This window comes from Promicromonospora sp. NPDC019610, assembly GCF_044389365.1.
In the GTDB taxonomy this organism is placed as follows: Bacteria; Actinomycetota; Actinomycetes; order Actinomycetales; family Cellulomonadaceae; genus Promicromonospora.
Map to the genome: position 1 here is coordinate 1,059,937 of NZ_JBIRXX010000002.1, position 24,436 is coordinate 1,084,372.

At 73.5% G+C, this 24,436-nt stretch carries 23 protein-coding genes; 6 read left to right on the forward strand and 17 right to left on the reverse strand.

Going from position 1 to position 24,436, the window contains the following annotated elements; translation table 11 throughout:
• Positions 1 to 24 precede the first annotated feature (24 nt).
• Together ACH45N_RS16395 and ACH45N_RS16400 are read left to right on the forward strand one after the other, a co-directional pair.
• On the forward strand, positions 25 to 474 hold the full coding sequence (locus ACH45N_RS16395; protein ID WP_397395687.1) for a pyrimidine dimer DNA glycosylase/endonuclease V: 450 nt from the start codon (positions 25 to 27) through the stop codon (positions 472 to 474).
• On the forward strand, positions 471 to 2,663 hold the full coding sequence (locus tag ACH45N_RS16400) for an MMPL family transporter (protein WP_397395689.1): 2,193 nt from the start codon (positions 471 to 473) through the stop codon (positions 2,661 to 2,663). The genes ACH45N_RS16395 and ACH45N_RS16400 overlap by 4 nt, the downstream gene beginning before the upstream one ends.
• 158 nt (positions 2,664 to 2,821) lie before the next feature.
• Here ACH45N_RS16400 and ACH45N_RS16405 read toward each other — a convergent pair whose 3' ends face one another.
• Positions 2,822 to 3,058 (reverse strand): hypothetical protein, encoded by a 237-nt coding sequence (locus ACH45N_RS16405; protein ID WP_397395691.1) that lies wholly within the window; start codon positions 3,056 to 3,058, stop codon positions 2,822 to 2,824.
• A 111-nt stretch (positions 3,059 to 3,169) separates the two neighbouring features.
• On the opposite strand from ACH45N_RS16405, the gene ACH45N_RS16410 reads away from it, so the two are divergent.
• A complete protein-coding gene (locus ACH45N_RS16410; protein WP_397395693.1) occupies positions 3,170 to 4,723 on the forward strand; it encodes a DUF222 domain-containing protein in 1,554 nt (517 codons plus the stop codon).
• Positions 4,724 to 5,278: 555 nt separating this feature from the next.
• On the opposite strand, the gene ACH45N_RS16415 is transcribed toward ACH45N_RS16410, so the two are convergent.
• The 13 genes from ACH45N_RS16415 to ACH45N_RS16475 form a co-directional block, all read right to left on the reverse strand.
• Positions 5,279 to 6,067, reverse strand: coding sequence for a ferredoxin reductase (locus ACH45N_RS16415; RefSeq protein ID WP_397395695.1), 789 nt, complete (start codon positions 6,065 to 6,067; stop codon positions 5,279 to 5,281).
• Positions 6,060 to 6,611 carry a sulfite oxidase-like oxidoreductase gene (locus ACH45N_RS16420; protein WP_397397485.1) on the reverse strand — a complete coding sequence of 184 codons (552 nt, stop codon included), beginning with the start codon at positions 6,609 to 6,611 and terminating at the stop codon, positions 6,060 to 6,062. Before ACH45N_RS16420 ends, ACH45N_RS16415 begins: the two co-directional genes overlap by 8 nt.
• Positions 6,612 to 7,184: 573 nt before the next feature.
• Entirely contained in the window at positions 7,185 to 7,586 is a 402-nt protein-coding gene (gene pcaC / locus ACH45N_RS16425; RefSeq protein ID WP_397397487.1) for a 4-carboxymuconolactone decarboxylase, read from the reverse strand.
• A gap of 404 nt (positions 7,587 to 7,990) precedes the next feature.
• Entirely contained in the window at positions 7,991 to 8,875 is an 885-nt protein-coding gene (locus tag ACH45N_RS16430; RefSeq protein WP_397395697.1) for an alpha/beta fold hydrolase, read from the reverse strand.
• Positions 8,872 to 10,584 carry a lyase family protein gene (locus tag ACH45N_RS16435; protein ID WP_397395699.1) on the reverse strand — a complete coding sequence of 571 codons (1,713 nt, stop codon included), beginning with the start codon at positions 10,582 to 10,584 and terminating at the stop codon, positions 8,872 to 8,874. Before ACH45N_RS16435 ends, ACH45N_RS16430 begins: the two co-directional genes overlap by 4 nt.
• Positions 10,577 to 11,290: a protocatechuate 3,4-dioxygenase subunit alpha gene (gene pcaG / locus ACH45N_RS16440; RefSeq protein WP_397395700.1), complete on the reverse strand. Its 714-nt coding sequence runs from the start codon at positions 11,288 to 11,290 to the stop codon at positions 10,577 to 10,579. The genes ACH45N_RS16435 and pcaG overlap by 8 nt, the downstream gene beginning before the upstream one ends.
• Positions 11,291 to 11,462: 172 nt before the next feature.
• A complete protein-coding gene (gene pcaH / locus ACH45N_RS16445; protein ID WP_397395702.1) occupies positions 11,463 to 12,287 on the reverse strand; it encodes a protocatechuate 3,4-dioxygenase subunit beta in 825 nt (274 codons plus the stop codon).
• 263 nt (positions 12,288 to 12,550) lie between these two features.
• Positions 12,551 to 13,882 (reverse strand): 4-hydroxybenzoate 3-monooxygenase, encoded by a 1,332-nt coding sequence (locus ACH45N_RS16450; RefSeq protein WP_397395704.1) that lies wholly within the window; start codon positions 13,880 to 13,882, stop codon positions 12,551 to 12,553.
• Positions 13,883 to 14,084: 202 nt separating this feature from the next.
• Entirely contained in the window at positions 14,085 to 14,843 is a 759-nt protein-coding gene (locus tag ACH45N_RS16455) for an IclR family transcriptional regulator C-terminal domain-containing protein (RefSeq protein WP_397395706.1), read from the reverse strand.
• 118 nt (positions 14,844 to 14,961) lie between these two features.
• A complete protein-coding gene (locus ACH45N_RS16460; RefSeq protein WP_397395708.1) occupies positions 14,962 to 15,843 on the reverse strand; it encodes an ABC transporter ATP-binding protein in 882 nt (293 codons plus the stop codon).
• A 1-nt stretch (position 15,844) separates the two neighbouring features.
• Positions 15,845 to 16,630 (reverse strand): ABC transporter permease, encoded by a 786-nt coding sequence (locus ACH45N_RS16465; protein WP_397395710.1) that lies wholly within the window; start codon positions 16,628 to 16,630, stop codon positions 15,845 to 15,847.
• 83 nt (positions 16,631 to 16,713) lie between these two features.
• Positions 16,714 to 17,544, reverse strand: coding sequence for an ABC transporter permease (locus ACH45N_RS16470; RefSeq protein ID WP_397395712.1), 831 nt, complete (start codon positions 17,542 to 17,544; stop codon positions 16,714 to 16,716).
• On the reverse strand, positions 17,541 to 18,572 hold the full coding sequence (locus ACH45N_RS16475; RefSeq protein ID WP_397395714.1) for an ABC transporter substrate-binding protein: 1,032 nt from the start codon (positions 18,570 to 18,572) through the stop codon (positions 17,541 to 17,543). The genes ACH45N_RS16470 and ACH45N_RS16475 overlap by 4 nt, the downstream gene beginning before the upstream one ends.
• Positions 18,573 to 18,825: 253 nt before the next feature.
• Here ACH45N_RS16475 and ACH45N_RS16480 point away from each other — a divergent pair, with 253 nt between their 5' ends.
• Positions 18,826 to 19,653: an NPP1 family protein gene (locus tag ACH45N_RS16480; protein ID WP_397395716.1), complete on the forward strand. Its 828-nt coding sequence runs from the start codon at positions 18,826 to 18,828 to the stop codon at positions 19,651 to 19,653.
• Here the strand turns inward: ACH45N_RS16480 and ACH45N_RS16485 are convergent.
• Complete coding sequence (locus ACH45N_RS16485; RefSeq protein ID WP_397395718.1) at positions 19,637 to 20,221, reverse strand: hypothetical protein; 585 nt, start codon at positions 20,219 to 20,221, stop codon at positions 19,637 to 19,639. The two genes, ACH45N_RS16480 and ACH45N_RS16485, sit on opposite strands and share 17 nt — an antisense overlap.
• Positions 20,222 to 20,587: 366 nt before the next feature.
• On the opposite strand from ACH45N_RS16485, the gene ACH45N_RS16490 reads away from it, so the two are divergent.
• Positions 20,588 to 21,619, forward strand: coding sequence for an alpha/beta hydrolase (locus ACH45N_RS16490; protein ID WP_397395720.1), 1,032 nt, complete (start codon positions 20,588 to 20,590; stop codon positions 21,617 to 21,619).
• Complete coding sequence (locus ACH45N_RS16495; RefSeq protein WP_397395722.1) at positions 21,616 to 22,332, forward strand: alpha/beta fold hydrolase; 717 nt, start codon at positions 21,616 to 21,618, stop codon at positions 22,330 to 22,332. Before ACH45N_RS16490 ends, ACH45N_RS16495 begins: the two co-directional genes overlap by 4 nt.
• A gap of 148 nt (positions 22,333 to 22,480) precedes the next feature.
• Here the strand turns inward: ACH45N_RS16495 and ACH45N_RS16500 are convergent, their stop codons facing one another.
• Together ACH45N_RS16500 and ACH45N_RS16505 are read right to left on the reverse strand one after the other, a co-directional pair.
• Positions 22,481 to 23,308 carry a helix-turn-helix transcriptional regulator gene (locus tag ACH45N_RS16500; protein WP_397395724.1) on the reverse strand — a complete coding sequence of 276 codons (828 nt, stop codon included), beginning with the start codon at positions 23,306 to 23,308 and terminating at the stop codon, positions 22,481 to 22,483.
• A gap of 65 nt (positions 23,309 to 23,373) precedes the next feature.
• The gene (locus tag ACH45N_RS16505; protein ID WP_397397489.1) at positions 23,374 to 24,414 is read right to left on the reverse strand and encodes an SDR family oxidoreductase; all 1,041 of its coding nucleotides are present in this window, start codon (positions 24,412 to 24,414) and stop codon (positions 23,374 to 23,376) included.
• Positions 24,415 to 24,436: the final 22 nt, after the last annotated feature.

Here is a 24,436-nt window from a genome sequence, read left to right on the forward strand (position 1 = left end):
TCACAGAAGGAGCCGACGACGCCCATGAGGCTCTGGTCGCTCGATCCCGCACTGCTCGACCGCCAGGGGCTCGTCGCCTGCTGGCGCGAGGCGCTCCTGGCACAGGCCGTACTCCTCGGCCGGACCGCGGGATACACCACACACCCCCAGCTCGAGCGTTTCACCGCGCACCCGGACCCGGCAGCCGCCATCTCCAGCTACCTCCACGGGGTGCGGGACGAGGCGACGCGACGCGGCTACCAGTTCGACGCCGAACGGATCTCCCGGCCGCTGGACCCGGGAACGCGCGACGTCCGCCGGATCGCCGTGACCACGGGGCAGCTCGACCTCGAGCGGCAGCACCTGCTGCGCAAGCTCGCCGTCCGCTCGCCCGAGCTCCGGCCGCGACTCGCCTCCACGGGCACGCCCGCCGCCCACCCGCTCTTCGTCACCGTGCCCGGCGACGTCGCGAGCTGGGAGCGGGTCGTCGCATGAGCGCCGAGCACAGCAGCACCGGCTCCGGCTCCCGCGCCCCGCGCACCGTGACGTCCCGCGTACCGCGCTGGCTGCGGGTGACCCTGCCCGCCGTCCTCATCCTCGTCTGGCTCGTGGGCGCCTCCGTGGGCGGCCCGTACTTCGGCCGGATCGACGAGGTCTCCTCCAACGATCGCACCGCCTACCTGCCCGAGACCGCGGAGGCGACCGAGGTGCAGGAGCGGCTCTCGGGCTTCACCGAGGGCGACGCGATCCCGGCGCTGGTCGTCTTCGTCGCGCCGGACGAGCTGTCCGACGACGACCTCACCGCCATCGGCGACCGGCTGACCGCCGTCGCCGACCTGGAGGTGGTGGACGGCGACGTCTCCCCCGCCATCCCGTCCGACGACGGCGTCGCCGCCCAGGCCTTCGTGCCGCTGTCCGGCGACGCCGACGTGGGCGAGGCGACCGCCGAGCTGAGGGAGACGCTGGGCGAGGACCTGCCCGCCGGCGTCGACCTGTACATCACGGGGCCGGCCGGCTTCTCCAGCGACCTGGTCTCGGCGTTCGCGGGTATCGACGGCATCCTGCTGGGCGTGGCGCTGGCCGCCGTGCTCGTCATCCTGATCATCGTCTACCGGTCGCTGCTGCTGCCCCTGGCGGTGCTCGCCACCAGCATGTTCGCGCTGTGCATCGCGCTGCTCACGGTGTGGCACCTCGCGAACTCCGGGGTGCTGCTGCTCAGCGGCCAGACCCAGGGCATCCTGTTCATCCTCGTGATCGGGGCCGCGACGGACTACGCGCTGCTGTACGTGGCGCGGTTCCGCGAGGAGCTGCTGCACACGCCGGACAGGTGGACCGCGACGCTGCGCGCGCTGCGCGGCTCGTTCGAACCGATCCTGGCCTCGGGCGGCACCGTCATCGCCGGGCTGCTCTGCCTGCTGTTCAGCGAGCTGCGGTCCAACAGCACGCTGGGGCCGGTCGCTGCCGTCGGCATCGCCTTCTCGATGCTCGCCGCGCTCACGCTGCTGCCGGCCCTGCTGCTGGCGTTCGGCCGGGCGGCGTTCTGGCCGCGGCGCCCCGTCTACGACCCCGCCGCGGCGGAGTCCGGCGCCGAGGAGGTCGGGCTGTGGGGACGGGTCTCCCGCGCGATCCGCGCCAGGCCGCGCACGATCTGGATCACGACGGCGGCCGTGCTCGCCCTCGGCTGCGTGGGGATCACCCAGCTCCAGGCCTCGGGCGTGCCGCAGTCGGAGCTCGTCCTGGGCTCCTCCGAGGCCCGCGACGGACAGGAGGTGCTCGCCGAGCACTTCCCGGCCGGCTCGGGCAGCCCGGTCTACGTGATCGCGCCGCAGGAGGACCTGCGGCGTGCGGCCGACGTCCTGCTGGCGGACGACGGCATCGAGGACGTCGCGATCACCGCCGACACCGCGAGCTCGACCGCGCCGGTGACCGAGGACGGCGTCCAGCCGTTCGGTCCGCCCGGTTCGCCGGCCCCGGAACCCGTGGTGTCCGACGGCACGGTGCTGCTCCAGGGCACGCTCGGCGACGCCGCGGACTCGCTGGCCGCGGAGCAGACCGTGCGCGACCTGCGCACCGCCTACGCCGACGAGCTGCCCGCAGCCCTGGTCGGCGGCGAGTCCGCGACCGACCTGGACACGAACGAGGCGTCCATCCGCGACCGCACGGTCATCGTGCCGATCGTGCTCGTGGTGATCCTGGTCATCCTCATGCTGCTGCTGCGCGCGGTGCTCGCCCCCGTGCTGCTCATCCTGACCACCGTGCTGTCGTTCGGGACCGCGATGGGCGTCTCCGCGCTGGTCTTCAACGACGTGCTGGGCTTCCCGGGCGCCGACCCGGCGGTCCCGCTGTTCGGGTTCGTGTTCCTGGTGGCGCTCGGGATCGACTACAACATCTTCCTGATGACCCGGGTCCGGGAGGAGTCGCTGGTGCACGGCACCCGCGAGGGCGTGCTGCGCGGGCTGCGGCTGACGGGCGGCATCATCACGTCGGCAGGCCTGGTGCTCGCGGCGACCTTCACGGCACTGGCGGTGATCCCGGTGCTGTTCCTCGCGCAGCTCGCGTTCATCGTGGCGTTCGGCGTGCTGCTCGACACGTTCGCCGTGCGCTCGCTGCTGGTCCCTGCGCTCACGTACGACATCGGCCGGAAGGTCTGGTGGCCGTCGAAGCTGGGGCGTGCTGGGAAGTAGGCGGCGGGAAGCAGGCGCCGGGAAGTAGGCGCCGGGAAGTAGGCGCCGGGAAACAGGAGACGGCAGGTCGCGGTCGTCCATGGCGGATCCCGTAAGTGGTGAGGGGCGGCCGGTCCTGAGGGGCCGGCCGCCCCTTCCGCTGTCCTGACGGGTGCCGGTCAGCTCGCGGTCAGGCCGACGGGGACCCACGCCAGGTCGTCGCGGAACCTCGTGTCGGCGGCGTCGTCGTCGTCGAACGAGTCGGGCAGTCTGCCGGCTCTTACGACGTCGAGCCACGGATGGTGGCGCGGGACCCGGTGCGGTCGGGGCGCCGGGCCCCCGCCCGCCAGGCCGCCAGGCCGCCAGGCCGCCAGGCCGCCAGGCCGCCAGGCCGCCAGGCCCAAAGAGTTATCCACAGATCTTCTGACTGGCCAACACTCAGCACATTCGTTCGATAGGCTCGGTACGACGCCGCGGGGCCGACCCGGTCCTGGCGTTCGGATCGCGCACGAGAGGTGGTGGGCACCATGGCAGGAGAAGAGCGTGGGGGCGCCCCGCGCGCCCTGGAGGACGTCCTGACCGACCTCGACGCGCTGCTGGACGAGCTCACCACAACACCGCACGAGCCCGTGACGACCTCGGATCTGGTGTCGGCGTCCGCCCGTCTCCGGGTGGCCGGCGCGCGCATGGATGCCGTGCGCTGGTCGATCCTGCCCCGGATCGAGGCCGCCGGGCTCTGGGCCCAGACCGGCGCACGCACCTTCGCCGTCTGGCTGGCCCGCGCAGAGGACGTCCAGACGGCGACCGCCCGACGCGACGTCCGCACGGCCAGGGCCCTGCGCGACCACCTGCCCGCCACCTTGTCGGCAGGCCTGGCGGGCCAGGTGGGTGTCGACAAGATCCGGGTCTTGGTCGACGTCGCCACCACCAGCGACACCCGGACCGAAGCCCTGGCCGCCCCAGCGGTCGACGTGCCCACCCTCGATCAGGCCGGCTCCGCCCCTGACCCGGGTCCCGCTGGCGACGCACCTGCTGGACCTGAGCCCGTACGTGACGGACCGACGGACGGCCTGACGGACGGGCCGACGGCGGGAACGCCGACGACTTCAGCAGCGCCCACGTGGGAGGAGCAGCTGCTCGACTGGTCGACCCAGAACGGGCCCGACCGCTTCCGCGGCCTCGTGCGCTACTTCGCCCGCCACGCGGACCCCGACGCCGACGAGCGCGGCTACACGAAGGCCCGCCTGCGCGAGTACCTGGACGTCGCCCCGACGCTCGGCGGCTACCACCTGAGCGGGTTCCTCACCGAGGAGCACGGCCAGACGCTGACCACGGCGATCGGCTCAATCATGGGCGCGCCGGCCGGGGACGACGACCGCACGCCGGGTCAGCGCCGCGCCCAGGCCCTCGCCGACCTGAGCCGCATCATTCTCGATACCGGCCGCACCGGCAGCGGCGCTTCCGTCCGCCCGCACCTGAGCGTCACCGTGTCGTGGACCGAGCTCCAGGCGCTCGCCGCCAGGAGCGCGGCTCGAGTCGACGGCGAGCGCCCGGGCACAGGCGTCCCATCCGGCCCAACCGGGCCAACCGGCCCGACCGGACCGACTGGATCGGCTGGAGCGACTGGACGGACTGGACCGATCGGCCCGGACGGTGTTCCTCACATCAAGCGTCCCGCCGTCTTCACCGAGACGAGCACCCCGGTGCCGGCCTCGCTCCTGCGCCGCATCGCCTGCGACAGCGAGGTCACGCGCATCGTGTTCGGGGCCGACTCGCAGATCCTGGACGTCGGCCGGAGCAAACGGACGATCACGGGGCAACTCCGCCGGGCGGTCATCGCCCGCGACCAGCACTGCGTCTACGGTCAGTGCGACCAACCGCCCACGCGCTGCGAGGTCCACCACGCCCTCCGCCACTGGGCGCACGGCGGCGAGACCTCCACCACCAACGCCGCCCTGCTCTGCTACCACCACCACGACCTCGTCGACACGCAGAACATCGCCATGCACTACGACAACGGCTGGCACTTCACGCACCCGAACGGCCACGTCACACACCCCGCCGGCACGAGCACCACATGACCAGGAAGTCGCCGATCACCGCGCAGCACCGCGGCACACCGCCACCGAAGCAGTCCCGCCCGGCCAGGGAGTCCCTCCGGGCCGCCGGCGCCGCGCCGCGCCGGCCGGGCCGCCGTCGCCGGGCCGCGGTCGCCGGGCCGGCCGGGCCGCGCCGGGCGGGGATTCACCCTCCGGTCACAGCGCCTTGTGCTTGGCGGGACCCCTCCCGGCCATCGTCATCGCAGCCCGGCGGATCCCCCACCACCCGGCCCCGAGCACTCGCGAGCACCCGGCCCCGAGCACTCGCGAGCACCTGGTCCCGAGCACCGGGGCGGTGCGGGGCAGCGCCGCGCCATCCGGGCACCGCCACCGCCACCGCCACCGAGACCAGGACCAGGACCAGGACCAGGACCAGGACCAGGACCGAGATCGGAACCAGAACCAGAACCAGAACCAGGGACGGGACCGGGACCGGGACCGGTCAGCTTCCCCGCACCAGGACCGGTCAGCTTCCCTGCAACGGGACCGGTCAGCTTCCGCGCACCGGGACCAGTCAACCTCCCGCGCCGGGACCGGTCAGCTCCCCGCAGGCCCGAACCGTTCGGTCCGGATCCGGGCGGGATCATGCCCCTGCGCCACGAGCATGCGGGCCACCCCCTCGACGAAACCTGTCGGGCCGCACACGTACACCCGCGGCTCCAGCTCGGGCGGCCAGCCCCACGAGGCCAGCTCGGAGGAGGTGAGCCGGCGCGGACCGCGCAGCGCCGTCAGCGAGACCGCCCGGGTGTAGATCGTGCTCGCCTCGAACCCGTCGCCGCGAGCGACGAGGGCGTCGAGCTCGTCGGTGTACAGCCGGTCCTCCGGCGTGCGCACCGAGTAGATCAGACGAAACGGCGTCCGGTCGCCGGACTGCCGGCGGGCACGGGCCATCGACATCACGGGGACGAGCCCGGAGCCGCCGGCCAGGAGCAGCACGGGCGTGCCCGCGTCCCGCTCCGGATCCCAGACGAACCATCCGCCGATGGGCCCGCGCACCTCGATGGCCGCCCCGGGCGGGAAGTCGTCGACCAGGTAGGGCGACACCTCGCCGTCCCGCACGCGCTGGACGGTGACCTCCACGCCCCCGCTGCCAGACGGCGAGGGGCCGCTCGCCAGCGAGTAGGACCGCTCGGCGGTGTAGCCGTCGGGTGCGGTGAGGCGCAGGTCGAGGTGCTGGCCTGCCTGGTGACCGGGCCAGCGCGGGATGTCGAGCACGAGGGTCTCCGCGGAGGCGCTCTCGGCGCGCCGTTCCAACAGGGTGGCGACCTGCCAGCCCGACGGGACCGCGTAACGCTGGCCGAGCCGGGCGCCCGCCGCCTCAGTCACCCTGGTACCTCTGCTCACGCCACGGGTCACCGAGGTCGTGGTAGCCGAGCTTCTCCCAGAAGCCGGGCCGGTCCGTCGGCATGAGCGTGAGCGAGCGCACCCACTTGGCCGACTTCCAGAAGTACAGGTGCGGCACGAGCAGCCGCGCAGGGCCGCCGTGCTCGGGGTGCAGGGGCGCACCGTCGAAGGTGTGCGCGATCCAGGCCTTGCCGCCCAGCAGGTCGGCGACGGGAAGGTTGGTCGTGTAGCCCCCGTAGGAGCCGACCATCGCGAAGTCGGCGGTGGACTCGACGTCCGCGAGCAGGACGTCCAGGGACACACCTCGCCAGCGGGTGCCGAACTTGGACCAGCGGGTCACGCAGTGGATGTCGACCGTCGGCGTGTCCTGGGGCAGCGCCATCAGTTGCGCCCACGTCCAGGTCTTCGCGGCACCTGACTCGTCGGTGACGGTGAAGTTCCAGGTCCGGCTGTCAACGTTGGGCGTCGGACCGGCGGAGAGCACCGGGAAACCCTCCTCCTTGTACTGCCCGGGCGGGAGGGTCACGCCCGCGGGTCGCGGCCGCCCGCGAAAGCCCGGGGTGAGCGTGGCACCCGCGCCGGCGCCGGATCCGGCGAGAGCGCCGGTGACGTCAGTGCTGGTGACGTCAGTGCTGGTGACGTCAGTGCTGGTGACGTCAGTGCTGGTGACGTCAGTGCTGGTGACGTCAGTGCTGGTGACGTCAGTGCTGGTGGGATCGGTGCTGGTGCGGTCGGAGCTGATGCGGTCGGTGTCCGCGGAATCGGGACCGCCAGGTGCAGGCAGAGGCGGAGGCGCGCTGGTCATGCCTCAAGATAATGCGGCCGCGAATGCATAGTCACCCGTCAGACGGGCGAACCGCGCGGATCTCGGCGCGGGCCCCGCTCCGACACCGTTGCAGTCTCTGATGCGGACGCCGTAGCGGACCCGTTGTTGACTCTGTCGCGGGAGTTGCGGGCTCCGATCAGGGTTCAAGCAGTAGTTGAAGCTCTGGACCTGCGCAGGCCTAGGTTCAAGTTGAGGTCCTGCTCCCCCGACACCTCAGCCCCAGCCCCAGCCCCAGCCCCAGACTCAGACTCAGACTCAGACTCAGACTCAGACTCAGACGAGACCCTCGTCGGCCAGCGCCTCCTGGGCAATCTTGAAGGCGTGGTTCGCGCTCGGTACCGAGCAGTAGATCGCCGTCTGCAGCAGCACCTCCTTGATCTCGTCGACGCTCAGCCCGTTGCGGACGGCGGCCCGCACGTGCATCGCCAGCTCGTCCCAGTGCCCGCCGGCGACGAGCGCGGTCAGCGTGATCATCGAGCGGCTGCGCCGGTCCAGCCCTGGACGATTCCAGATCTCGCCCCACGCGTACCGCGTGATGAGGTCCTGGAAGTCGGCGGTGAACGCCGTCGTGCCCACGATCGCGCCGTCCACGTGCGTGTCGCCCAGCACCTGACGCCGGACGGCGGCGCCGTCGTGCCGCCGCACGTCGTCCCCGCGCTCGGGTCTTCGGCTCAGCGGGACACTGCTCGCGGGCGCAGCCCGACGAGCCGGCACATCGCTGCGCCTCGCCACCACCCCGCCTCTCGACACACCAGTGCTGTCCGGCGCTCCGGCAGGTTCGGCCGCATCGGCACTGCTCGACGCGTCGTCACCCCGCACCACCTCGGCGGCGTCAGGAACGTCGCCGCCCGGGGCAGTGCTGCCGGGGAGGTCACCGTCCGGCAGATCACTCCCTCTCGACGCCTCGCCCCTGTTGGGCCGTGCGCTGCTGCCGGGCTCTTCGCCGCTGCCGTGCTGCTCGCCGCTGTTGGGCTCTTCGCCGCTGTCGCGCTGCTCGCCGCTGTTGGGCTCTTCGCCGCTGCCGGGCTCCTCGCCGCTGCCGGGCTGCTCGCCACTGTTCGGGACGTCGCTGCTCTCGGTCACGCTGTCACCCTTCCCCGGACGAGGTCGCGCACCAGGTCGGCCACGGCCTGCGGCCGCTCCGCCGGCGCGAGATGTGCCGCTCCGTCCAGCACCTGGAGCCGTGCGCCGGGGACGGCGTCGGCGATCTCCTCGAGCTTCGCGGGCGGCGTCGCCGGGTCCGCGCTGCCCGCGATCGCCACGACGGGGACGCCGACCGCGCCGAGCCGTCCCCGCAGGTCGTGGGCACCGACGGCGTCGCACACCGCGGCGTAGCCGAACCGGTCGGCGGTCTGCAGGCCGGCGAGCAGGCGGAGAGCCACCTGCGGTTCGCGGTCGAGGAATCCGGGCGCGAACCAGCGTCGTGCCGCGGCCTCCACCTGGGTGGGGGTGCCCGCGCGTCGCACCAGCTCGGCCCGTTCAGCCCACCCCGACGGCTCGCCGAAGCAGGTCGCCGTGCAGATCAGGGCCGCGCCGAGCACCCGGTCGGGCGCGTCCAGCAGCAACCGCTGACCGACCGCTCCGCCCACCGAGACACCGGCGTACCAGAACGGCGCCCCGACGTCCCCGCGCTGCGCCTGCGCGCGCTCGACGACGCCGAGGACGGCGTCGGCGAGGTCCGCGATGCTCAGCCCGTCGAGCTCGTCGGCGGACGGCGTCGGCGCAGCGCCGTGCCCCGGTAGGTCCCAGCCGATCACGTCGAGCTCGCCGGCGACCCCGGCGACCTGAGCGCCCTCGGCGGCTTGAGCATCATCAGCGGAATCGCGGACTCCGGCCAGCAGACCGACCGCGTCGCCCCACAGCGCCGTCACCGACGTGCCCAGGGAAGGACCCAGCACCAGCAACGGGCGTGTGGTGTCGCGCAGCACGAACTCGACGGCGCCCAGCCTGGGTCGTGCGGTCATGCGCCCTGCCCCCTCTGCTCGGCGTACTGGTCCAGTACCCGGCCGACGACGGCGGCCGCCGCCCCGACGTCGGGTGCAGGTCCGACGTCGGGTGCGGGACCTGCGTCGGGTGCGGTTCCGGCGTCGGACCTGCCGTCGGACAAGCCGTCGCGCAGGTTCCGCGCCACAGCGTCGGTGTCGACCTCCAGGCCCTCCAGGAGCTCCGCCGCCGCGTGCGCCGACGCGATCGTGTGCCGGGCAAGAAGCTGAAGGGCGGGCCACTCGGCGTGCCAGGCGCCGTCGGACCGCTCGTCGACGGCGAGCCCCGCCGCACCGAGCACCTGCGCGGCCAGGTGCGGCGCGGCGATCGCGGAGCTCCGCACGAGCACCGACAGCACGGGGTTGCGCTTGTGCGCCATGGCCGACGACGTCCCGCGCCCCGGCGCGGCCGGCTCGCGCAGCTCACCGACCCCCGGGCGGACCGCCTGCAGCACGTCGTTCGCGACCTTGCCGAGCGCCGCGCAGGTCTCGGCGAGCGCCGAGGCGACACGGACCAGCGGCGTCCGCGTGCCGTGCCACGGCGCCGGGCCGACCGGCAGCCCGAGCTCCGCGCCCCAGGCCTCGACGAGGGCGAACTCGGGGCGCGAGGTCCCGGGGTTGCCGGCCGGCGCCGTCGGCCCAGCGACTCCGGAGCGCCCGGTCGTCCCTGTCAGCGAGCCCGGTCCCGCCGGCGAGCTCGGTCCCGCCAGGTCGGTTGTCGCAAGGAGCTCGGTCGCCCGGGTCGGGTTCGTTGCTTCAGGCGGATCGGTCGCCTCGGTCAGCGCAGCCAGCCCGGACAGCTCGCCGGCCGCGCCGCCGTAGGCCAGCGGGAGCGCGTCCGAGACGGCGTCCAGGAACGCCCGCGCGGCGAGGATGCCCTGCAACCAGCCGGCGAACCGCGCTCCGAGCGTCGTGGGCACCGCCGCCTGGGCGAGCGTGCGGGCGAGGGCGGGCCGAGCGCGGTGCTCGGTCGCGAGGCGGGCCGCCGCCTCGGCCGCCCGGTCGAGGTCGGTCACCGCGGTGTGCGCGGCGTCGCGCAGCACGAGGACGAGCGCGGTGTCGAGCACGTCCTGCGACGTGAGGCCCGCGTGCACGGCGGGCGCGAGACGCGTCCCCGCCGCTTCCCGCAACGCGGCGACCAGCGGGATCACCGGGTTCCCCCCGGCCCCGCCGGCGCGGGCCAGCCGCGTGGCGAGGGCCAGCGCGTCGTCGTCTGCCCCGGCGAGGCGCTCGACGACGGCGTCGATGTCGGTGTCGGCGTCGATGTCACGGTCGGCCTCAGGATCGGCGATGTCGTCGACGACACGGTCGGCGGCGGGGTCGCTACCGCGGTCTGCGGCGGGGTCGCTGCCGCGGTCAGCGGCGGGGTCGCTGCCGCGGTTAGCGGCGGGGTCGCTGCCGCGGTCAGCGCGGGGGGAAGAGGCAGCACCGGAAGGACCTGCCGAGCCAGCCGCGTCGGCAGGGTCAGCACCGCCTTCGGACTCGGCGCGGCCGGCGGACCCGGCACCACCAGCGGACCCGGCACCGCCAGCGGTGTCGCCGTCGTGAGGCGCCTGGTGCCCGACGACGACCCGCACCCAGGCGGCCTCGGCGCGGAGCATCGCCCGCAGCACCGCCACGTCGTCGGTGAGCGCGGCCGGGGACCCCGGGGCGAGGTCGGCGCCGGGGGTCAGCAGGCCGACGTCAGGCATCGGCGCCGCCCCGCGGGCCACCGCGCGTCGCGCTTCTGTGCGCAGTCGTGTCGTACGTGAGGAACACGGTCTCCTCCTCGCCCTCCGGGCCGCCCTGGAGACGGATGTCGAACCGCAGCGACCCGTCGGGTTCGCGCGATGTGACCAGCGTGGCGCGCCTGCGTGGTTCGAGCGAGGCGAGGAGCGGCTCAGCAGCCAGCGGACCGACCCCGGACGGGCCCGCATCGTCCGAGCCCGCATCGTCCGGGACGGCGTCCGGCAGGTACGCGCGGGTGTGCAGGCGGTCCTGCAGGCCGCGCGCGAAGACCGTCACCGCGAAGAACGCGGCGCGACCCGGCTCCGTGGCGCCCGGCGTCAGGGTGCGGAACCAGTAGCCGCCCTCGCGGTCCGTCTCGGCGCGGCCCCAGCCGGTGAAGGTGCCGTCGCGCAGGAGGGAGCCCGACCTGCCGACGACGGCGCCCGCCGGGTCCGCCTGCCAGATCTCGATCAGGGCGTCCGGGACGGGGGCACCCGCGCCGTCGTACACGGTCCCGTGCAGGCGCACGGCGCCGGGCGTGCCGGGCTCGACCAGCTCGTTGCCGCGCGCGTAGGGCAGGGCGTAGCCGAAGAACGGCCCGACGGTCTGCCCCGGCGTCGGCGGGAGCAGGGCGGGAGGCGCGAGCCCGCGCGTCAGTTCAGACCCACGCCCGGCCGTCGGTTCATGCATCGGTTCAGGCATCGGTTCAGGCACCAGGTCGGCCATCGGCTCGCGCGCGGGCTCGGGCACTTGGGCGTTCGTGGGCCCGGGTGCCTCCGCGGACATCGGTGCGAGCCGTGGTTCGGGCGTCAGGTCCGACGCCGGCTCGGGCGCCCTCGCGGGCGTCGGCCCCGCTGTCCGCTCACTCATCGCCGTCCTCCGGCTCGGTCCAGGTGCGGTGCGAGCCCGACAGCACGATGTCCCACCGGTACCCGGTCGCCCACTCGTGCTGCGACAGGTCGTGGTCGTACGTCGCGATGAGCAGCTCGCGGGCCCGGGGGTCCTGGATCGACTGGTAGATCGGGTCGAGGGCGAACAGCGGATCCCCCGGGAAGTACATCTGCGTGACGACGCGCTGGGTGAGCTCGGACCCGAACAACGAGAAGTGGATGTGCGCCGGACGCCACGCGTTGAAGTGGTTCTTCCACGGGTACGGGCCGGGCTTGATGGTCTGGAACCGGTACCAGCCGTCGTCGTCGGTCAGCGCGCGTCCGATGCCGGTGAAGTTGGGGTCGATCGGCGCCGGGTGCTGGTCGCGCTTGTGCACGTACCGCCCGGCGGCGTTGGCCTGCCACACCTCCACGAGCTGACGCCGGACGGGCCGGCCCTGGCCGTCGACCACCCGGCCGCGCACCACGATCCGCTCCCCGATCGGCTCGCCGCCGTGCTGCACCGTGAGGTCGGACTCCAGCGCGCCGATGTCCCGCTCGCCGAAGACGGGCGCGAACAGCTCGATCGTCTCCGGGTCGGCGTGGTGCAGGTCCTTGGTCGGGTGCCGCAGGAGCGAGCTGCGGTACGGCGGCCAGTCCCGCCGCGGGCCGTGCTCCCGCGGCGCGCCCTGCGCCAGGCCCTCCTCGTAGGCCCGGTGCGCGGCCTCGATCTCGGCGCTGAGCTGCGCCTGAGTGTCGGACGCCGCGTCGGGCGCCGCGTCGGATGCCGCAGCAGACGCCGGGCGGGGCTCAGGCACTGCAGCGGGCACCGCGGCAGGCACCGCGGCAGGCACTGCAACAGGCACCGCAACAGGCACCGCAACAGGCACCGCAACAGGCACCGCAACAGGCACCGCAGCACACGCCGTACCAGGCGCAGCGGCGGGCGCCGCCCCGGCTCCTGAAGCAGGAACTCGTTCCGTCATCTCGTCTCCCTCTCGACGTCGTCGCCGGTCGTCGTGCTGCGGGTCGCGCTGCGCACCTCGCCCTGCGTCGTCGCGCACCCGCCGCTCTGCCGCGCTCACGGCACTCCCTCTCCGAGCACCGGGCCCCACCCGGTGTAGCCCTCCGCGAGGAACCGCCGGCCGGACTCCGAGGCGGTAAGCGTGCGCAGCTCGGCCAGACGCCGTCGGGCGGCGAAGCCCGTCTCGCCCGGGTGGGAGTGCAGCATGCCGCTCATCCACGCGGAGAAGTGCTGCGCGCGCCAGACCCGCTCGGCGACGCGGCGGCCGTACTCGTCGAGCACGGCGTCGTCCCGACGTCCCGCCCCGCGTGCCCCGCCTCCGCCGCGTGCCCCACCTCGCCCGCCTGCCCCGCCTGCCCGACCGCCCTCGCCTGCCCGACCTGCCCCGCCCGTACCCGCGAGCCAGGTCTCCAGCACGTCGTGCAGGACGACGACGTCCGCGAGCGCCAGGTTCAGGCCCTTCGCTCCCGTGGGCGGGACGGTGTGGGCGGCGTCGCCGGCCAGGAGCATGCGGCCGTGCCGCACGGGTTCGACGACGGACGAGCGGAAGCGCAGCACCGACCGTTCCTCGACGGGTCCCTCGACGAGGCGGAAGCCGTCAGGCCCTGCGACGCGGCGCTGCAGCTCGGCCCAGATCTGGTCGTCGCTCCAGCCGGCGGGGTCCTCGTCGGGGTCGCACTGGAAGTAGAGGCGCTGGTGGGTGTCGGTGCGCTGGCTGATCAGGGCGAACCCGTGGTCGGACGCGGTGTACACGAGCTCGGGCGCGCTGCGCGGCGCCTCGACGATGACGCCGAACCACGCGTAGGGGTACTCGTGGACGAACGTACGGCGCTGCGCCTCGGGCAGGGTGTGCCGCAGGGTCGAGTGCGAGCCGTCGGCGCCGACCAGCACGTCGCAGCGCAGCTCGTGGGTCGCGCCCTCGGGGTCGGTCCAGAGCACGCCGGGCCGGTCGGTGTCGCCGTCGAGCACGTGCGTGACGGTCGCGCCCCACCGGACCTGGGCGCCCTCGCGGCCGACGCCGTCCGCGCCGTCGGCCGCGCGCCGGGTCGCGAGGTCGACGAAGACGTCGGTCTGGGGGTACAGCCACACGCTGCGCCCGGTGAGACCGGTCAGGTCGATGCGGTGGTCGGCGCCGTCGAAGCGCAGCACGATACCGTCGTGCCGGGACCCGTCACGCAGCACGCGGTCCAGGCCGGCGTCCACCAGGACCTGCACCGCGCCCGCCTCCAGGATCCCGGCGCGGTGCGTGTGCTCGATCTCGTCCCGGGAGCGCGCCTCCAGCACCACGTGGTCGACGCCGGACCGGTGCAGCAGGTGCGAGAGCAGCAGCCCGGCCGGTCCGCCGCCCACGATGCCGACGACGGTGCGCTCAGGTGCTGGTGCGGGCAAAGTGTCCTCCCGGGATTCGACGGTTCGGGTTCAGAGGTTCAGGTTCAGAGGTTCAGGTTCAGAGGTTCAGGTTCAGAGGTTCAGGTTCAGAGGTTCAGGTTCAGAGGTTCGGGTTCAGAGGTTCGGGTTCAGAGGTTCAGGTCGGACGTTCAGCAGGGTCGGCAGTTCGCACGCCCGGCGGCCCCGCCACACGAACGCGGCCCTACCGCATCCGGGCCAGGTCGGCCTCGATCGCGGCGGCCGCCTTGAGCAGCGGGGGCAGCACATGCCGCAAGATCTCCGCGACCTCGCCCCTTCGCACCGGCGCCGACACGTTCACGGCCGCCACCACCCGGCCCGTCCCGTCGTGCAGCGGCGCCGCGACGGACCGCAGGCCGTCCTCCAGCTCCTGGTCCACGAGCGCCCAGCCCTGCTCGCGCGCCTCGGCGAGCGCGGCCCGCAGGTCCTGGGGGTCGGTGATCGTGCGCGGGGTCAGCGCCTCGAGCCTGCCCGACGGCGCGGCGCGGGCGAGGTAGGCGTCGAGCGCGGCGGGCTCGGCGTGGGCCAGGATGGCCCGGCCCATCGACGTCGCGTAGGCCGGGAACCGCGTGCCCACCCGGATCGTCGCGCTCATGATGCGGCGCGTGGCGACGCGGGCGACGTAGACGATGTCCGCGCCGTCGAGCACCGCCACGGACGACGACTCGCTCACCCGTTCGGACAGCTTCTCGAGGTGCGGGGTCGCGATGTCCGGCAGGGTGAGGCTCGAGAGATATGCGTAGCCCAGCTCGAGCAGGGCGGGGCGCAGCGTGAACGCGCGGCCGTCGGTCGCGACGTACCCGAGCTCGACGAGCGTGTGCAGGAACCGGCGCGCCGACGCGCGGCTGAGCCCCGTCTCGCGCGCGACGTCGCTCAGCGTGAGGGACCGCCGGTCGCCGTCGAACGCCCGGATCACCGCGAGGCCGCGTTCGAGGGACTGCACGAACTCGGGCGAACGGCCCGGGTCGGTCTCGCCCTCATCCGCACCGCCGCCCGGACCAGGATCGGGCAGACCAGACTCAGGCAGCTCAGGCAGCTCAGGCAGCCCAGACTCCGGTAGGTCAGGCATCCGCTCCCCCCACCGCGTGCGTGAACCGCGCCTCGGCGAGGCTGCGCACACCCTGCTTGGCCTGCTGCACGAGCTCGTACACGTGCGTGCGCAGGCGGGCGAACTCGGGCGCGGAGCGCGTCTCGAGCTGGTCCCGGTCGGGGCCGAGGCCGATCGCGACGTCCTCGAGGACCACCGTGGGCCGGGCCGAGAGGACGAGCACCCGCTCGCCCAGGTAGATCGCCTCGTCGATGTCGTGCGTCACGAAGACGACGGTGATGCCCAGCCGCCGCCACAGCTCCCAGACCAGATCCTCCAGGTCGAACCGGGTCTGCGCGTCGACGGCGGCGAACGGTTCGTCCATGAGCAGCACCTGCGGCTCGTAGGCGACGGCGCGCGCGATCGCGACCCGCTGCTGCATGCCGCCGGAGAGCTGCCAGGGGTAGGCGCCGGTGACGTCGTCCAGGCCGACGGCCGCGAGGGTCTCGCGGACGAGCTCCGCCCGCCGGCCCTTCGCGACGCCCTTCTCGCGCAGCGGCAGCTCGACGTTCTGGGCGACCGTCATCCAGGGGAACAGGGAGCGACCGTACTCCTGGAGCACCACCGCCATCCCCTGCGGCGGCTCGGTGATCGCCTTCTGGCCCAGCACCACCTCGCCCGACGTCGGCGGCAGGAGGCCCGCGACGCAGCGCAGCAGTGTCGTCTTGCCGGCGCCCGAGGGTCCGACGACGCACACCAGCTCACCCGGGCGCACCTCGAACGTGAGGTCGGCGATCGCCTCGACGGGCGCCGCACCGCCGTCGTAGACCTTGCGCAGGCGGCGCACGGCGAGGCGCGCCCCGCCGGCGGGCCCCGACTTCTCGGCCGGGCCGGCTCCGTCAGCCGAGCTGCTCATCTCAGGCACCTCCGTTCTGCGACTGCCGGTACCCGAGGTACCAGCCGAGGACCGCGTTCGTCACGGCCCGGAAGACGACGGACAGCAGCACGCCGACGACGCCGAGCAGGATGACCCCGCTCCACATCTCCGGGATGGCGAAGCTGCGCTGGAACTGCACGATCGAGAACCCCAGTCCGTCCTTGGCCGCGAACATCTCGCTGATCACCATCAGGATGATCCCGATCGACAGCGCCTGCCGGGCGCCGGTCACGATCTGCGGGCCGGCGCCGGGCAGCACGAGGCGCCGCACCATCGCCACGCGGCCGAGCCGGTAGGCCCGCGCGGTGTCGCGCAGCACCGGGTCCAGGCCGCGCACGCCCTCGACCGTGTTGAGCAGGATCGGCCACAGGCAGCCCGTGGCGATCACGACGATCTTCATCGGCGTACCGATGCCGAGGAACAGCATCAGGACCGGCACCAGCACCGGCGGCGGGATCGCGCGGAAGAACTCCAGCACCGGCTCGGCGTAGGCGCGCAGCGCGCGCGAGGACCCGATCGCGACCCCCAGCCCGACGCCGACGACGAGCGCGACCGCGTACCCGGCGAGCAGCCGCAGCATGCTCGGCACCACGTCGGTCGCGACGCGGCTCCCGCCGAAGCCCTCGCCGCGCGGGGCCTCGAACCACGTCTCGCCGAACGTGCCGACGATCGTGCGCAGGGGCGGGTTGAAGTACGCCGTGCTGCCGGCGGTCAGGAGCCACCACGCGACGAGCAGCACGGCGGGCAGGCCGACGACGAGCAGCACGGACCGCAGGACCCGCAGCGCCCCGGCCCCGGCCCCAGCCCCAGCCCCAGCCCCAGCCCCAGCTGCTGACCGTACCCCGCCCGTCATGCCGAACGCTCCCCGCGGACCGAGGGGTGCCAGAACAGGGTCCTGCGTTCCAGTGCGCGGGCCACGACGTTCACCGCGACGCCGAGCAGGCCGGCGACGACCACGTAGGCGTACATCGGCGCGACCGCCCCCGAGGACTGCGCCACCCCGAGCAGCTTGCCGATCCCGGGGGTGCCGATCAGCAGCTCCCCGGTCACGGTCAGGATCAGCGCCACGCTCGCGGCCAGCCGCAGGCCCGTCATCGCGTACGGCAGCGCCGTCGGCCACACCAGGGTGCGGACGCGGGTCAGTGGCGAGAACCGGTACGAGCGCGCCGTGTCCGAGGCGACCGGGTCGACGTCCTGCACGCCGGCGAGCACCTGCACCAGGACCTGCCAGAAGCTCGCGTAGACCACGAGCAGCAGGGTGGAGGCCGTCCCCGTGCCGTACAGCAGGATGGCCACGGGGATGAGCGCGACCGAGGGCACCGGCCGCAGGAACTCGATCGTCGACACCGTCACGGCCCGCAGCAGCGGCACCGACCCGATGACCACGCCCAGGACGACGCCGGCGACGAGCGAGATCGCGAGCCCCGTGAACCACGTGGTCAGCGTCTGTCCGAGGGCCGTCCAGAACTCGGCCCGGCCCAGGCGTTCCGCCAGCGCCGCCAGGATCTGCGACGTCGGGGGCAGGTACCGGGCGCTCACGAGCCCGAGGCGCGGCACGAGCTCGACGACCAGGAGCAGAGTCGCCACCCCGCACGCGCCGAGCGCCCAGGCGGGCACGGCTCCGGTTCGCCCGCCGGGCCGGACGCCGGACAGAGCGGCCGGGCTCACGACACGCCTCACGGCAGCAGCGTGCTCACGTCGACGGCCTCGTCGAAGAGGCCCTGCTCCAGGCCGAGGTCGGCCAGGACCTGGAACGACGACGCCTCCAGCCCGGGCGCGAACCGCGGCATGACCATCGCCTCCTTCACGGCCGGGTCGATCTCGGTGTAGGCGTCCAGGACCGCGCGTGTCTCGTCGGGGTGTTCCTCCGCGTAGGTCAGGGACTCCTCCATGGCGGCGGTGAAGGCCTCGACGGTCTCGGGATCGGCGGCGATCTGCTGGTCGGACGTGAAGTAGGCGGCGACCAGCAGGTCGGGGTCGGTCTCGGCGAAATTGGACGCGACGACCCGCGCACCGTCCTGCAGCGCCCGGGTCAGGTGCGGCTCGACGATCCACGCGGCGTCGACCTGACCTCCGGCGACGGCGGCCGGCATGTCGGGGAACGCCATCTCGACGAACTCCACCGCGGCCGGGTCGCCGCCCGCATCCGCGACCACCTTGCGGATCGTGGTGTCGCCAATGTTGTTCAACGTGTTGACCGCGACGGTCCGGCCGGACAGGTCGGCGGCGTCCTGGACGTCGGAGTCCTCCGGGACGACGACGGCGCTGAAGTCCTCGCCGGTCACGCCCGTCGTGGAGTTGCCGGGCGCCACGGCCTTGAGCGGCAGCCCCTGCGACGACGCGACGAGCAGCGACGTCACGTTGCTGAACCCGAACTGGTACTCGCCGGCCACCACGGCGGGCACGATGGCGGCGCCGCCCTGCGCGAGCTCGAGCGTGACGTCGAGGCCCTCGTCCTCGAAGAAGCCCTCCTGCACGCCGAGGTAGATCGGTGCGACGTCGACGATCGGGATGACGCCGACCGTGACCGGCGTCAGTCCGCCGCCCGACCCGGAGCCGGACCCGCCGTCCCCGGAGCCACCGGACCCGGCCTCGGTCGTGCCCCCGCACGCGGCCAGGAGCAGGACCGCCGTCGCGGCGGCAAGAACAGGGGCGGCGGCGGCAGCAGAAGCGGCGGCAGTAGAGGCAGCAGAAAAAGTACGTCGCACTGAGGTTCTCCCTTGAACGTGGGTGCTGTACGTGGTGCTGTACGAGGTGCTCGATGTTCGCTATCCGAACGATTGTGCCCATAAAGAACATAGCGACCCCGGCGGTGCGCGGTCAACGGCGTCCGCCCGTGTAAGCGATCACCCTCATTGCCCCGGCGTCACCAGCGGCAATAGCATCCGCCTGCTCGGCTTTTCACCCGCCCACGCACCTGAAGCGCAGGACTTACAGCGCAGGACTCACGAGAGGCCCGTCATGGAACGCACGGACCGTCCGACCTCCCCCGCACCCCGGCCGAGGCCCCGCCTCACGCTCCCGAAGACCCGTCGCATCGCCGCGGCCGCCGTCGTCACCCTGCTCGCGCTCGTCGCCCCCGCCACGGCCGCGCAGGCCGACCCGCCGCCGAACCTCCCGCAGAACGCCGGCGGGTACGAGCAGTCCTTCTCCCCCGCCTACGACTACGACACCGACGGCTGCTACGCGACGTCCGCGATCGGCCCGGACGGGACGCCGGCGACCGGCCTCGCGATCGGCGGCGCCGTCAACGGGAGCTGCCGCGACCAGTGGGACCTGGACGCGTCGCAGACCTACGCGCGCGACAGGTGCAACAACGGCTGGTGCGCCGTCATGTACGCGAGCTACTTCGAGAAGGACCAGACCATGGACGGCCCGGTGGCCGTCGGCAGCCACCGGCACGACTGGGAGCACGTCGTGGTGTGGGTCGACCAGTCGACCAACCAGGTGGAGCACGTCTCGATCACCGAGCACAGCGGCTCGGCGACGTACCCCCGTTCACAGGTCCGGTTCGAGGGGTCGCACCCCAAGATCGTCTACCACAAGGACGGGCCGAGCACGCACCTGTTCCGCCTGGCCAACGGCAACGACGACCCGCCGGAGAACCACTACGGCACCTGGCGCTACCCGCCGGTGGTCGGCTGGAACGGCTGGCCCAGCACCACGCTGCGCGACCGCCTGATGAGCGCCGACTTCGGCGGCGCGAGCATCAAGATCGACGACGGCGACTTCGCCTACTGGCTGGAGCGCATGAAGCCGGCCGGCATCCCGTTCAACCCGGCGGCCTAGGCCCGGCTCGGCCGGCCCCGCCCGGCCGGCCCGTCTGACCAGCCCCGCCTGACCGGCCCAGCTTGCCGGGGTTCATCTGCCACAGCACCTCGTGCACACCCTGGTCCGAGGCGGTGAGCGTCAGCACGCAGAACAGCTCGCCGCCTCGCTCCAGGCCCAGGGCCGAGTGTCCGTCGACGTGCGAGAGCTGGACGATGTCGGCGATGTCGGCGATGTCGGCGATATCGGCGATGTCGGCGTACGCGTGGTCGAACGCCTCGCGCAGCACGTACGCGGCGCGCTCGGTCGGCGTCAGGCGTTCCAGCAGGACCAGGACCGCGACGTCCAGGGCCTCCGCCCGATCCGCGCCGAGCGCCGGGTCGTGGCTCGTGTCCACCGGCTCGGGCAACCACGGGCCGACGTACGTCTCGCGCCGCGTGTGCGCGCCCCGCAGCACGTTGATGGCGAGCCGCGTGGTGGTGGCCGTCCGGAACGCGTGCGGGTCGCGGACGACGGACCGGTCCGTGGTGTGCCAGCGGATCCAGGTCTCCTGCAGCACGCCCCCCGCCTCGACGACCGAGCCGAGCATCCGGTACACGATCCCGAAGAGCTACGGGCGGACCTCCGTAAAGGCGGCGGCCGCGACGTCGAGGCCCGGCTCTGGGCCGCACTGCTCGGGGCCGCACTGCTCGGGGGCGCCTGACGCGGTCATGAACTCACCTCGGGGACGAACGTCCGTCACAGCCGGCGCCCCCGACCGGTCGTACGTGTAGGGCCGACAAACCACGGCCCGGATGCCCTGTCCTGCGCTGCTCGCGCCGCCACCCGGCCGAGCTGACCCATCGAGATGCATCCACAGGCTCGGTAGCAGGCAGGACGTGGCAGGCGACCAGCGCTGGCAAGAAACAGCGCTGGCAAGAAAGCTGGCAAGAACAGAGCGAGCAAGGAGACAGACATGAGCGAGCACGTGCTCGAACCGGCGGCCCAGGCGTTCGCCGACGCGACCGCGAAACCCCCGCTGCTCTACGAGCTGGGTGTCGAGGGAGCCCGCAAGCTGCTCGACGACGTCCAGGCGGCGCCGATCGAGAAGCCGGCCGTCGACGAGAAGTGGATCACCGTCCCGGCCGACGTCGGCGACGTGCAGGTCCGGATCGTCAAGCCGCTCGGCGGCCCGGCCGGCGCGGGCCGACCGGGGCAGGAGCTGCTGCCCGACCTGCTGCCCACGCCGCTGCCGACCATCCTCTACGTGCACGGCGGCGGCTGGATCCTCGGCAACGCGGGCACCCACGACCGGCTCGTGCGCGAGCTCGCCGTGGGCGTCGGCGCCGCCGTGGTCTTCGTGGAGTACACGCGGTCGCCGGAGGCGCAGTACCCCGTGGCGATCGAGCAGGCGTACGCCACCGCCCGGTGGATCACCCGCGACGGCGCCGCCGAGGGGCTGGACGCCACGCGGCTGGCCGTCGTCGGCGACTCGGTGGGCGGGAACATGACCGCCGCCCTGGCGATCCTCGCCAAGCAGCGCGGAGACGTGACCTTCGTGCACCAGTCGATGTACTACCCGGTGACCGACGCCGGGCAGGACACCGGCAGCTACCGTGAGTTCGCCGACGGCCCGCACCTGACGGCCAAGGCGATGGCGTGGTTCTGGGACGCCTACCTGCCCGACCTGGAGCGACGCGGCGAGATCACCGCGTCCCCGCTACGAGCCACGGCCGAGGACCTCGCGGGGCTGCCCGAGGCGTTCCTGGTCGTGGACGAGAACGACGTGCTGCGGGACGAGGGCGAGGCGTACGCGCGGAACTTGCTGGCCGCCGGCGTCCCGACGACGACGATCCGCTACAACGGCACGATCCACGACTTCCTGATGCTGAACCCCCTGCGCGGCACCGCCGCGACGACCGCCGCCCTGGAGCAGGCCGTCCACGTGCTGCGCAAGGCGCTCGGCATCGAGACCACACGAACTGAGAGCAAGGGAGAGCAGTCATGACCACACCCACCGTCGTCCTGGTCCACGGGGCGTTCGCCGAGTCGTCGAGCTGGAACGCCGTCGTCGGGCACCTGCAGCAGCAGCTGATCCCAGTGGTCGCCGTCGCCAACCCGCTGCGGTCCGTCGCGGGTGACGCCCAGTACGTTCGCGACGTCGTCGCCTCCGTCCCCGGGCCGGTCGTCCTGGCCGGGCACTCCTACGGCGGCATGGTCATCACGGAGGCCGCCGCCGGCAACCCGAAGGTCGTGGGCCTGGTGTACGTCGCGGCGTTCACACCGGACACCGGGGAGAACGCGTTCAACCTGTCCGCCAAGTTCCCCGGCAGCACCCTCGGCGCGGCCCTGCAGGCCTACCCGGTCTCCACGGGCGGCAACGAGCTCGCGATCCGCCCGGAGGTGTTCGGCGAGCAGTTCGCCGCCGACGTCGACGAAGATCTCACCGCCCTCATGGCCGCCACCCAGCGACCCGTGACCGAGGCCGCGCTGACCGACGACCTGGTGGCGGCCGAGCCGGCCTGGCGCACCCTCCCGTCGTGGGTCGTGTACGGCGAGGCCGATCGCAACATCCCGGCCGAGCTGATCCGGTTCATGGCCGAGCGCGCCGGCGCCCGCGCGGTGACCGGGGTGCCCGGGGCGTCGCACGCGATCAGCGTGTCGCACCCGGTCACGGTGGCCGAGACGATCATCACCGCGGTCCGCGCCACCTCGGACTGAGCGGGCGCACCGCGCTCGAACACCACGCTCGAACACCGCGCTCGAACGCACCGGGTGCGCACGACGCCGGCCGGGAGCCCGCCAGCCTCCCGGCCGGCGTCGTCCGTGCGCAGCCCGCGCGATGTCCGGGCGGGTGCCCGGGAGCGCCTCAGACGGAGCCCACGGCCGAGAGCAGCCGGAGCCGGTCGTAGCTCTCGGTGCCGGGCACCGCGGTGAAGACCGTGAGGGCCTGGTTCTGGTCCGGGTCGAGCAGGGTCTGGCCGTGCAGCTCCACGAGGCCCACCGCGGGGTGGTTCAGCCGCTTGGGCTCGCAGTACGGGCCGACGACGGGGTGCTCGTCCCACAGCCGCGCGAACTCCGGGCTGAGGGCGCGCAGCCGGACGGCGAGCTCGCCCGCCGGGGACCGCGGACCCGTCTGCGCCTGGAGGGCTGCGAGCCGCGCCGTGAGCGTGCGCCCGTGACGCTCGTGGTCCTCCTCGGGGACCCGGTCCCGCGCGTGCGGGTCGGTGAACCACCGGTAGGCCCGCACCCGGTCCGGCCCGGTGTACGACGTCTCGTCGCCCAGGAGCGCCACCGCGAGCCGGGTCTGCCGCAGGGTCTCGCCCAGCACGTTCTCGACCTGGGCAGGCGCGTCCGTCAGACCGTCGAGGATCCGCATCATGCCGACGTTGACGTGGTCCCCGCGCCGGACCCGGCGTGGCACGGCGTGCCCCGCGAGCTCGACGAGCCGGTCGCGCTCCTGGAGGTCCAGGCGCATCCCGTGCGCGATCGCCGCGAGCACCTGCTCGGACGGCACCGGCCCGCGCTGCTGCTCGATGCGGCTGTAGTAGTCCGCGGAGACGCCGCTCAGCGCCGCGACCTCCTCGCGCCGCAGCCCGCTGGTGCGCCGACGGGGGCCGCGCGGCAGCCCCACGTCCTCCGGCTGGAGCGCCTCGCGGCGCGTCCTCAGGAAGTCGGCCAGCTGCTGGCGGTCCATCGTCGCCTCACTCTCGTCGTGCTGATCCGCTCATGCGGACCCTGTTGCTCAGGAACCCGCGCCGGTCAAGAAGCCGCCACCGGGAACCGGACGCCCGTCAGGCCCTCCGAGACGTCCCAGAGCCGGCTCGCGGCCGCCTCGTCGGTCGCGGCGGCGTAGACGCGCTGCGGTGCCGAGCTGCCCGTGAAGTGGCCAACGCCGTCGGGCCCGTAGAACGTCCCGCCGCCGGCCGTGACGTCCGTGACGGCCTGCAGGGCGGGCAGCACACCCATCTCGACCGGCTGCACGAACACCCCGAGGGCGAGCAGCCGCCGCATGATCGTGTCCATCCGCGGGGGCTCGCCGGTTCCCGAAGCAGTGCCCGAGCCACTGCCGGAGCCTGAGCCGGAGCCCGAGCCGGAGCCCGAGACCGAGCCGGAGCCGGATCCCGAGCCCGAGCCCGAGCCCGAGCCCAGGCCCGGGCCGGCCGCGTAGAGGCCGGTGTAGGTGGTGCCGGGATGGGCCGCGTTGCTCACGATGCCCCAGCCGCGCGCCCGGCTGCGCCGGTCCAGCTCCAGGGCGAACATGAGCTGGGCGAGCTTGGAGAAGTTGTAGGCGCGCACCGGCGAGTAGTCGCGCTCGCTGTTGAGGTCGGCCCAGTCGATCTTGCCGAACCGCGCCGCGGCGCTCGACATCGTGGTCACGCGCGCGCCGGCCGGACGACCGTCGCCGGCGCGCAGCAGCGGCAGCAACCGCCCGACGAGCGCCATGTGCCCCAGGTGGTTGGTCCCGAGCTGGAGCTCGAACCCGTCGGCGGTCGTGTGCCGGCTGGGCGGCGTCATCACCCCGGCGTTCGCGACCAGCAGGTCGATCGGCCGGCCCTCGGCCAGGAGGTCGTCGGCCAGCGCGGCCACGGACTCCAGCGACGCGAGGTCGAGCCGGCGCGTGCCGACGACGGCGTCCGGCACCGCCGCACGGAGGCGCCCGACGGCGGCCTCGCCCTTGGCCGGGTTGCGCACGGGCAGCACGAGCTCGGCCCCGGCCCGCGCGAGCCGCTCGGCGATCCCGAGCCCGATGCCGTCGCTCGCGCCGGTCACGAGAGCGCGCCGGCCGGTGAGGTCGGGCACGACGACGTCGGTGTACCTCCGG

What these genes read in the sequence shown, in the direction of transcription:
- ACH45N_RS16490 (WP_397395720.1), top strand. Translation starts at nt 20,588, where the DNA reads ATGAGCGAGCACGTGCTCGAACCGGCGGCCCAGGCGTTCGCCGACGCG.
- ACH45N_RS16460 (WP_397395708.1), bottom strand. Translation starts at nt 15,843, where the DNA reads ATGAGCAGCTCGGCTGACGGAGCCGGCCCGGCCGAGAAGTCGGGGCCC.
- ACH45N_RS16435 (WP_397395699.1), bottom strand. Translation starts at nt 10,584, where the DNA reads ATGCCTGACGTCGGCCTGCTGACCCCCGGCGCCGACCTCGCCCCGGGG.
- ACH45N_RS16430 (WP_397395697.1), bottom strand. Translation starts at nt 8,875, where the DNA reads ATGACCGCACGACCCAGGCTGGGCGCCGTCGAGTTCGTGCTGCGCGAC.
- ACH45N_RS16400 (WP_397395689.1), top strand. Translation starts at nt 471, where the DNA reads ATGAGCGCCGAGCACAGCAGCACCGGCTCCGGCTCCCGCGCCCCGCGC.
- ACH45N_RS16395 (WP_397395687.1), top strand. Translation starts at nt 25, where the DNA reads ATGAGGCTCTGGTCGCTCGATCCCGCACTGCTCGACCGCCAGGGGCTC.
- pcaG (WP_397395700.1), bottom strand. Translation starts at nt 11,290, where the DNA reads ATGCATGAACCGACGGCCGGGCGTGGGTCTGAACTGACGCGCGGGCTC.
- ACH45N_RS16480 (WP_397395716.1), top strand. Translation starts at nt 18,826, where the DNA reads ATGGAACGCACGGACCGTCCGACCTCCCCCGCACCCCGGCCGAGGCCC.
- ACH45N_RS16410 (WP_397395693.1), top strand. Translation starts at nt 3,170, where the DNA reads ATGGCAGGAGAAGAGCGTGGGGGCGCCCCGCGCGCCCTGGAGGACGTC.
- ACH45N_RS16500 (WP_397395724.1), bottom strand. Translation starts at nt 23,308, where the DNA reads ATGGACCGCCAGCAGCTGGCCGACTTCCTGAGGACGCGCCGCGAGGCG.
- ACH45N_RS16495 (WP_397395722.1), top strand. Translation starts at nt 21,616, where the DNA reads ATGACCACACCCACCGTCGTCCTGGTCCACGGGGCGTTCGCCGAGTCG.
- ACH45N_RS16485 (WP_397395718.1), bottom strand. Translation starts at nt 20,221, where the DNA reads ATGCTCGGCTCGGTCGTCGAGGCGGGGGGCGTGCTGCAGGAGACCTGG.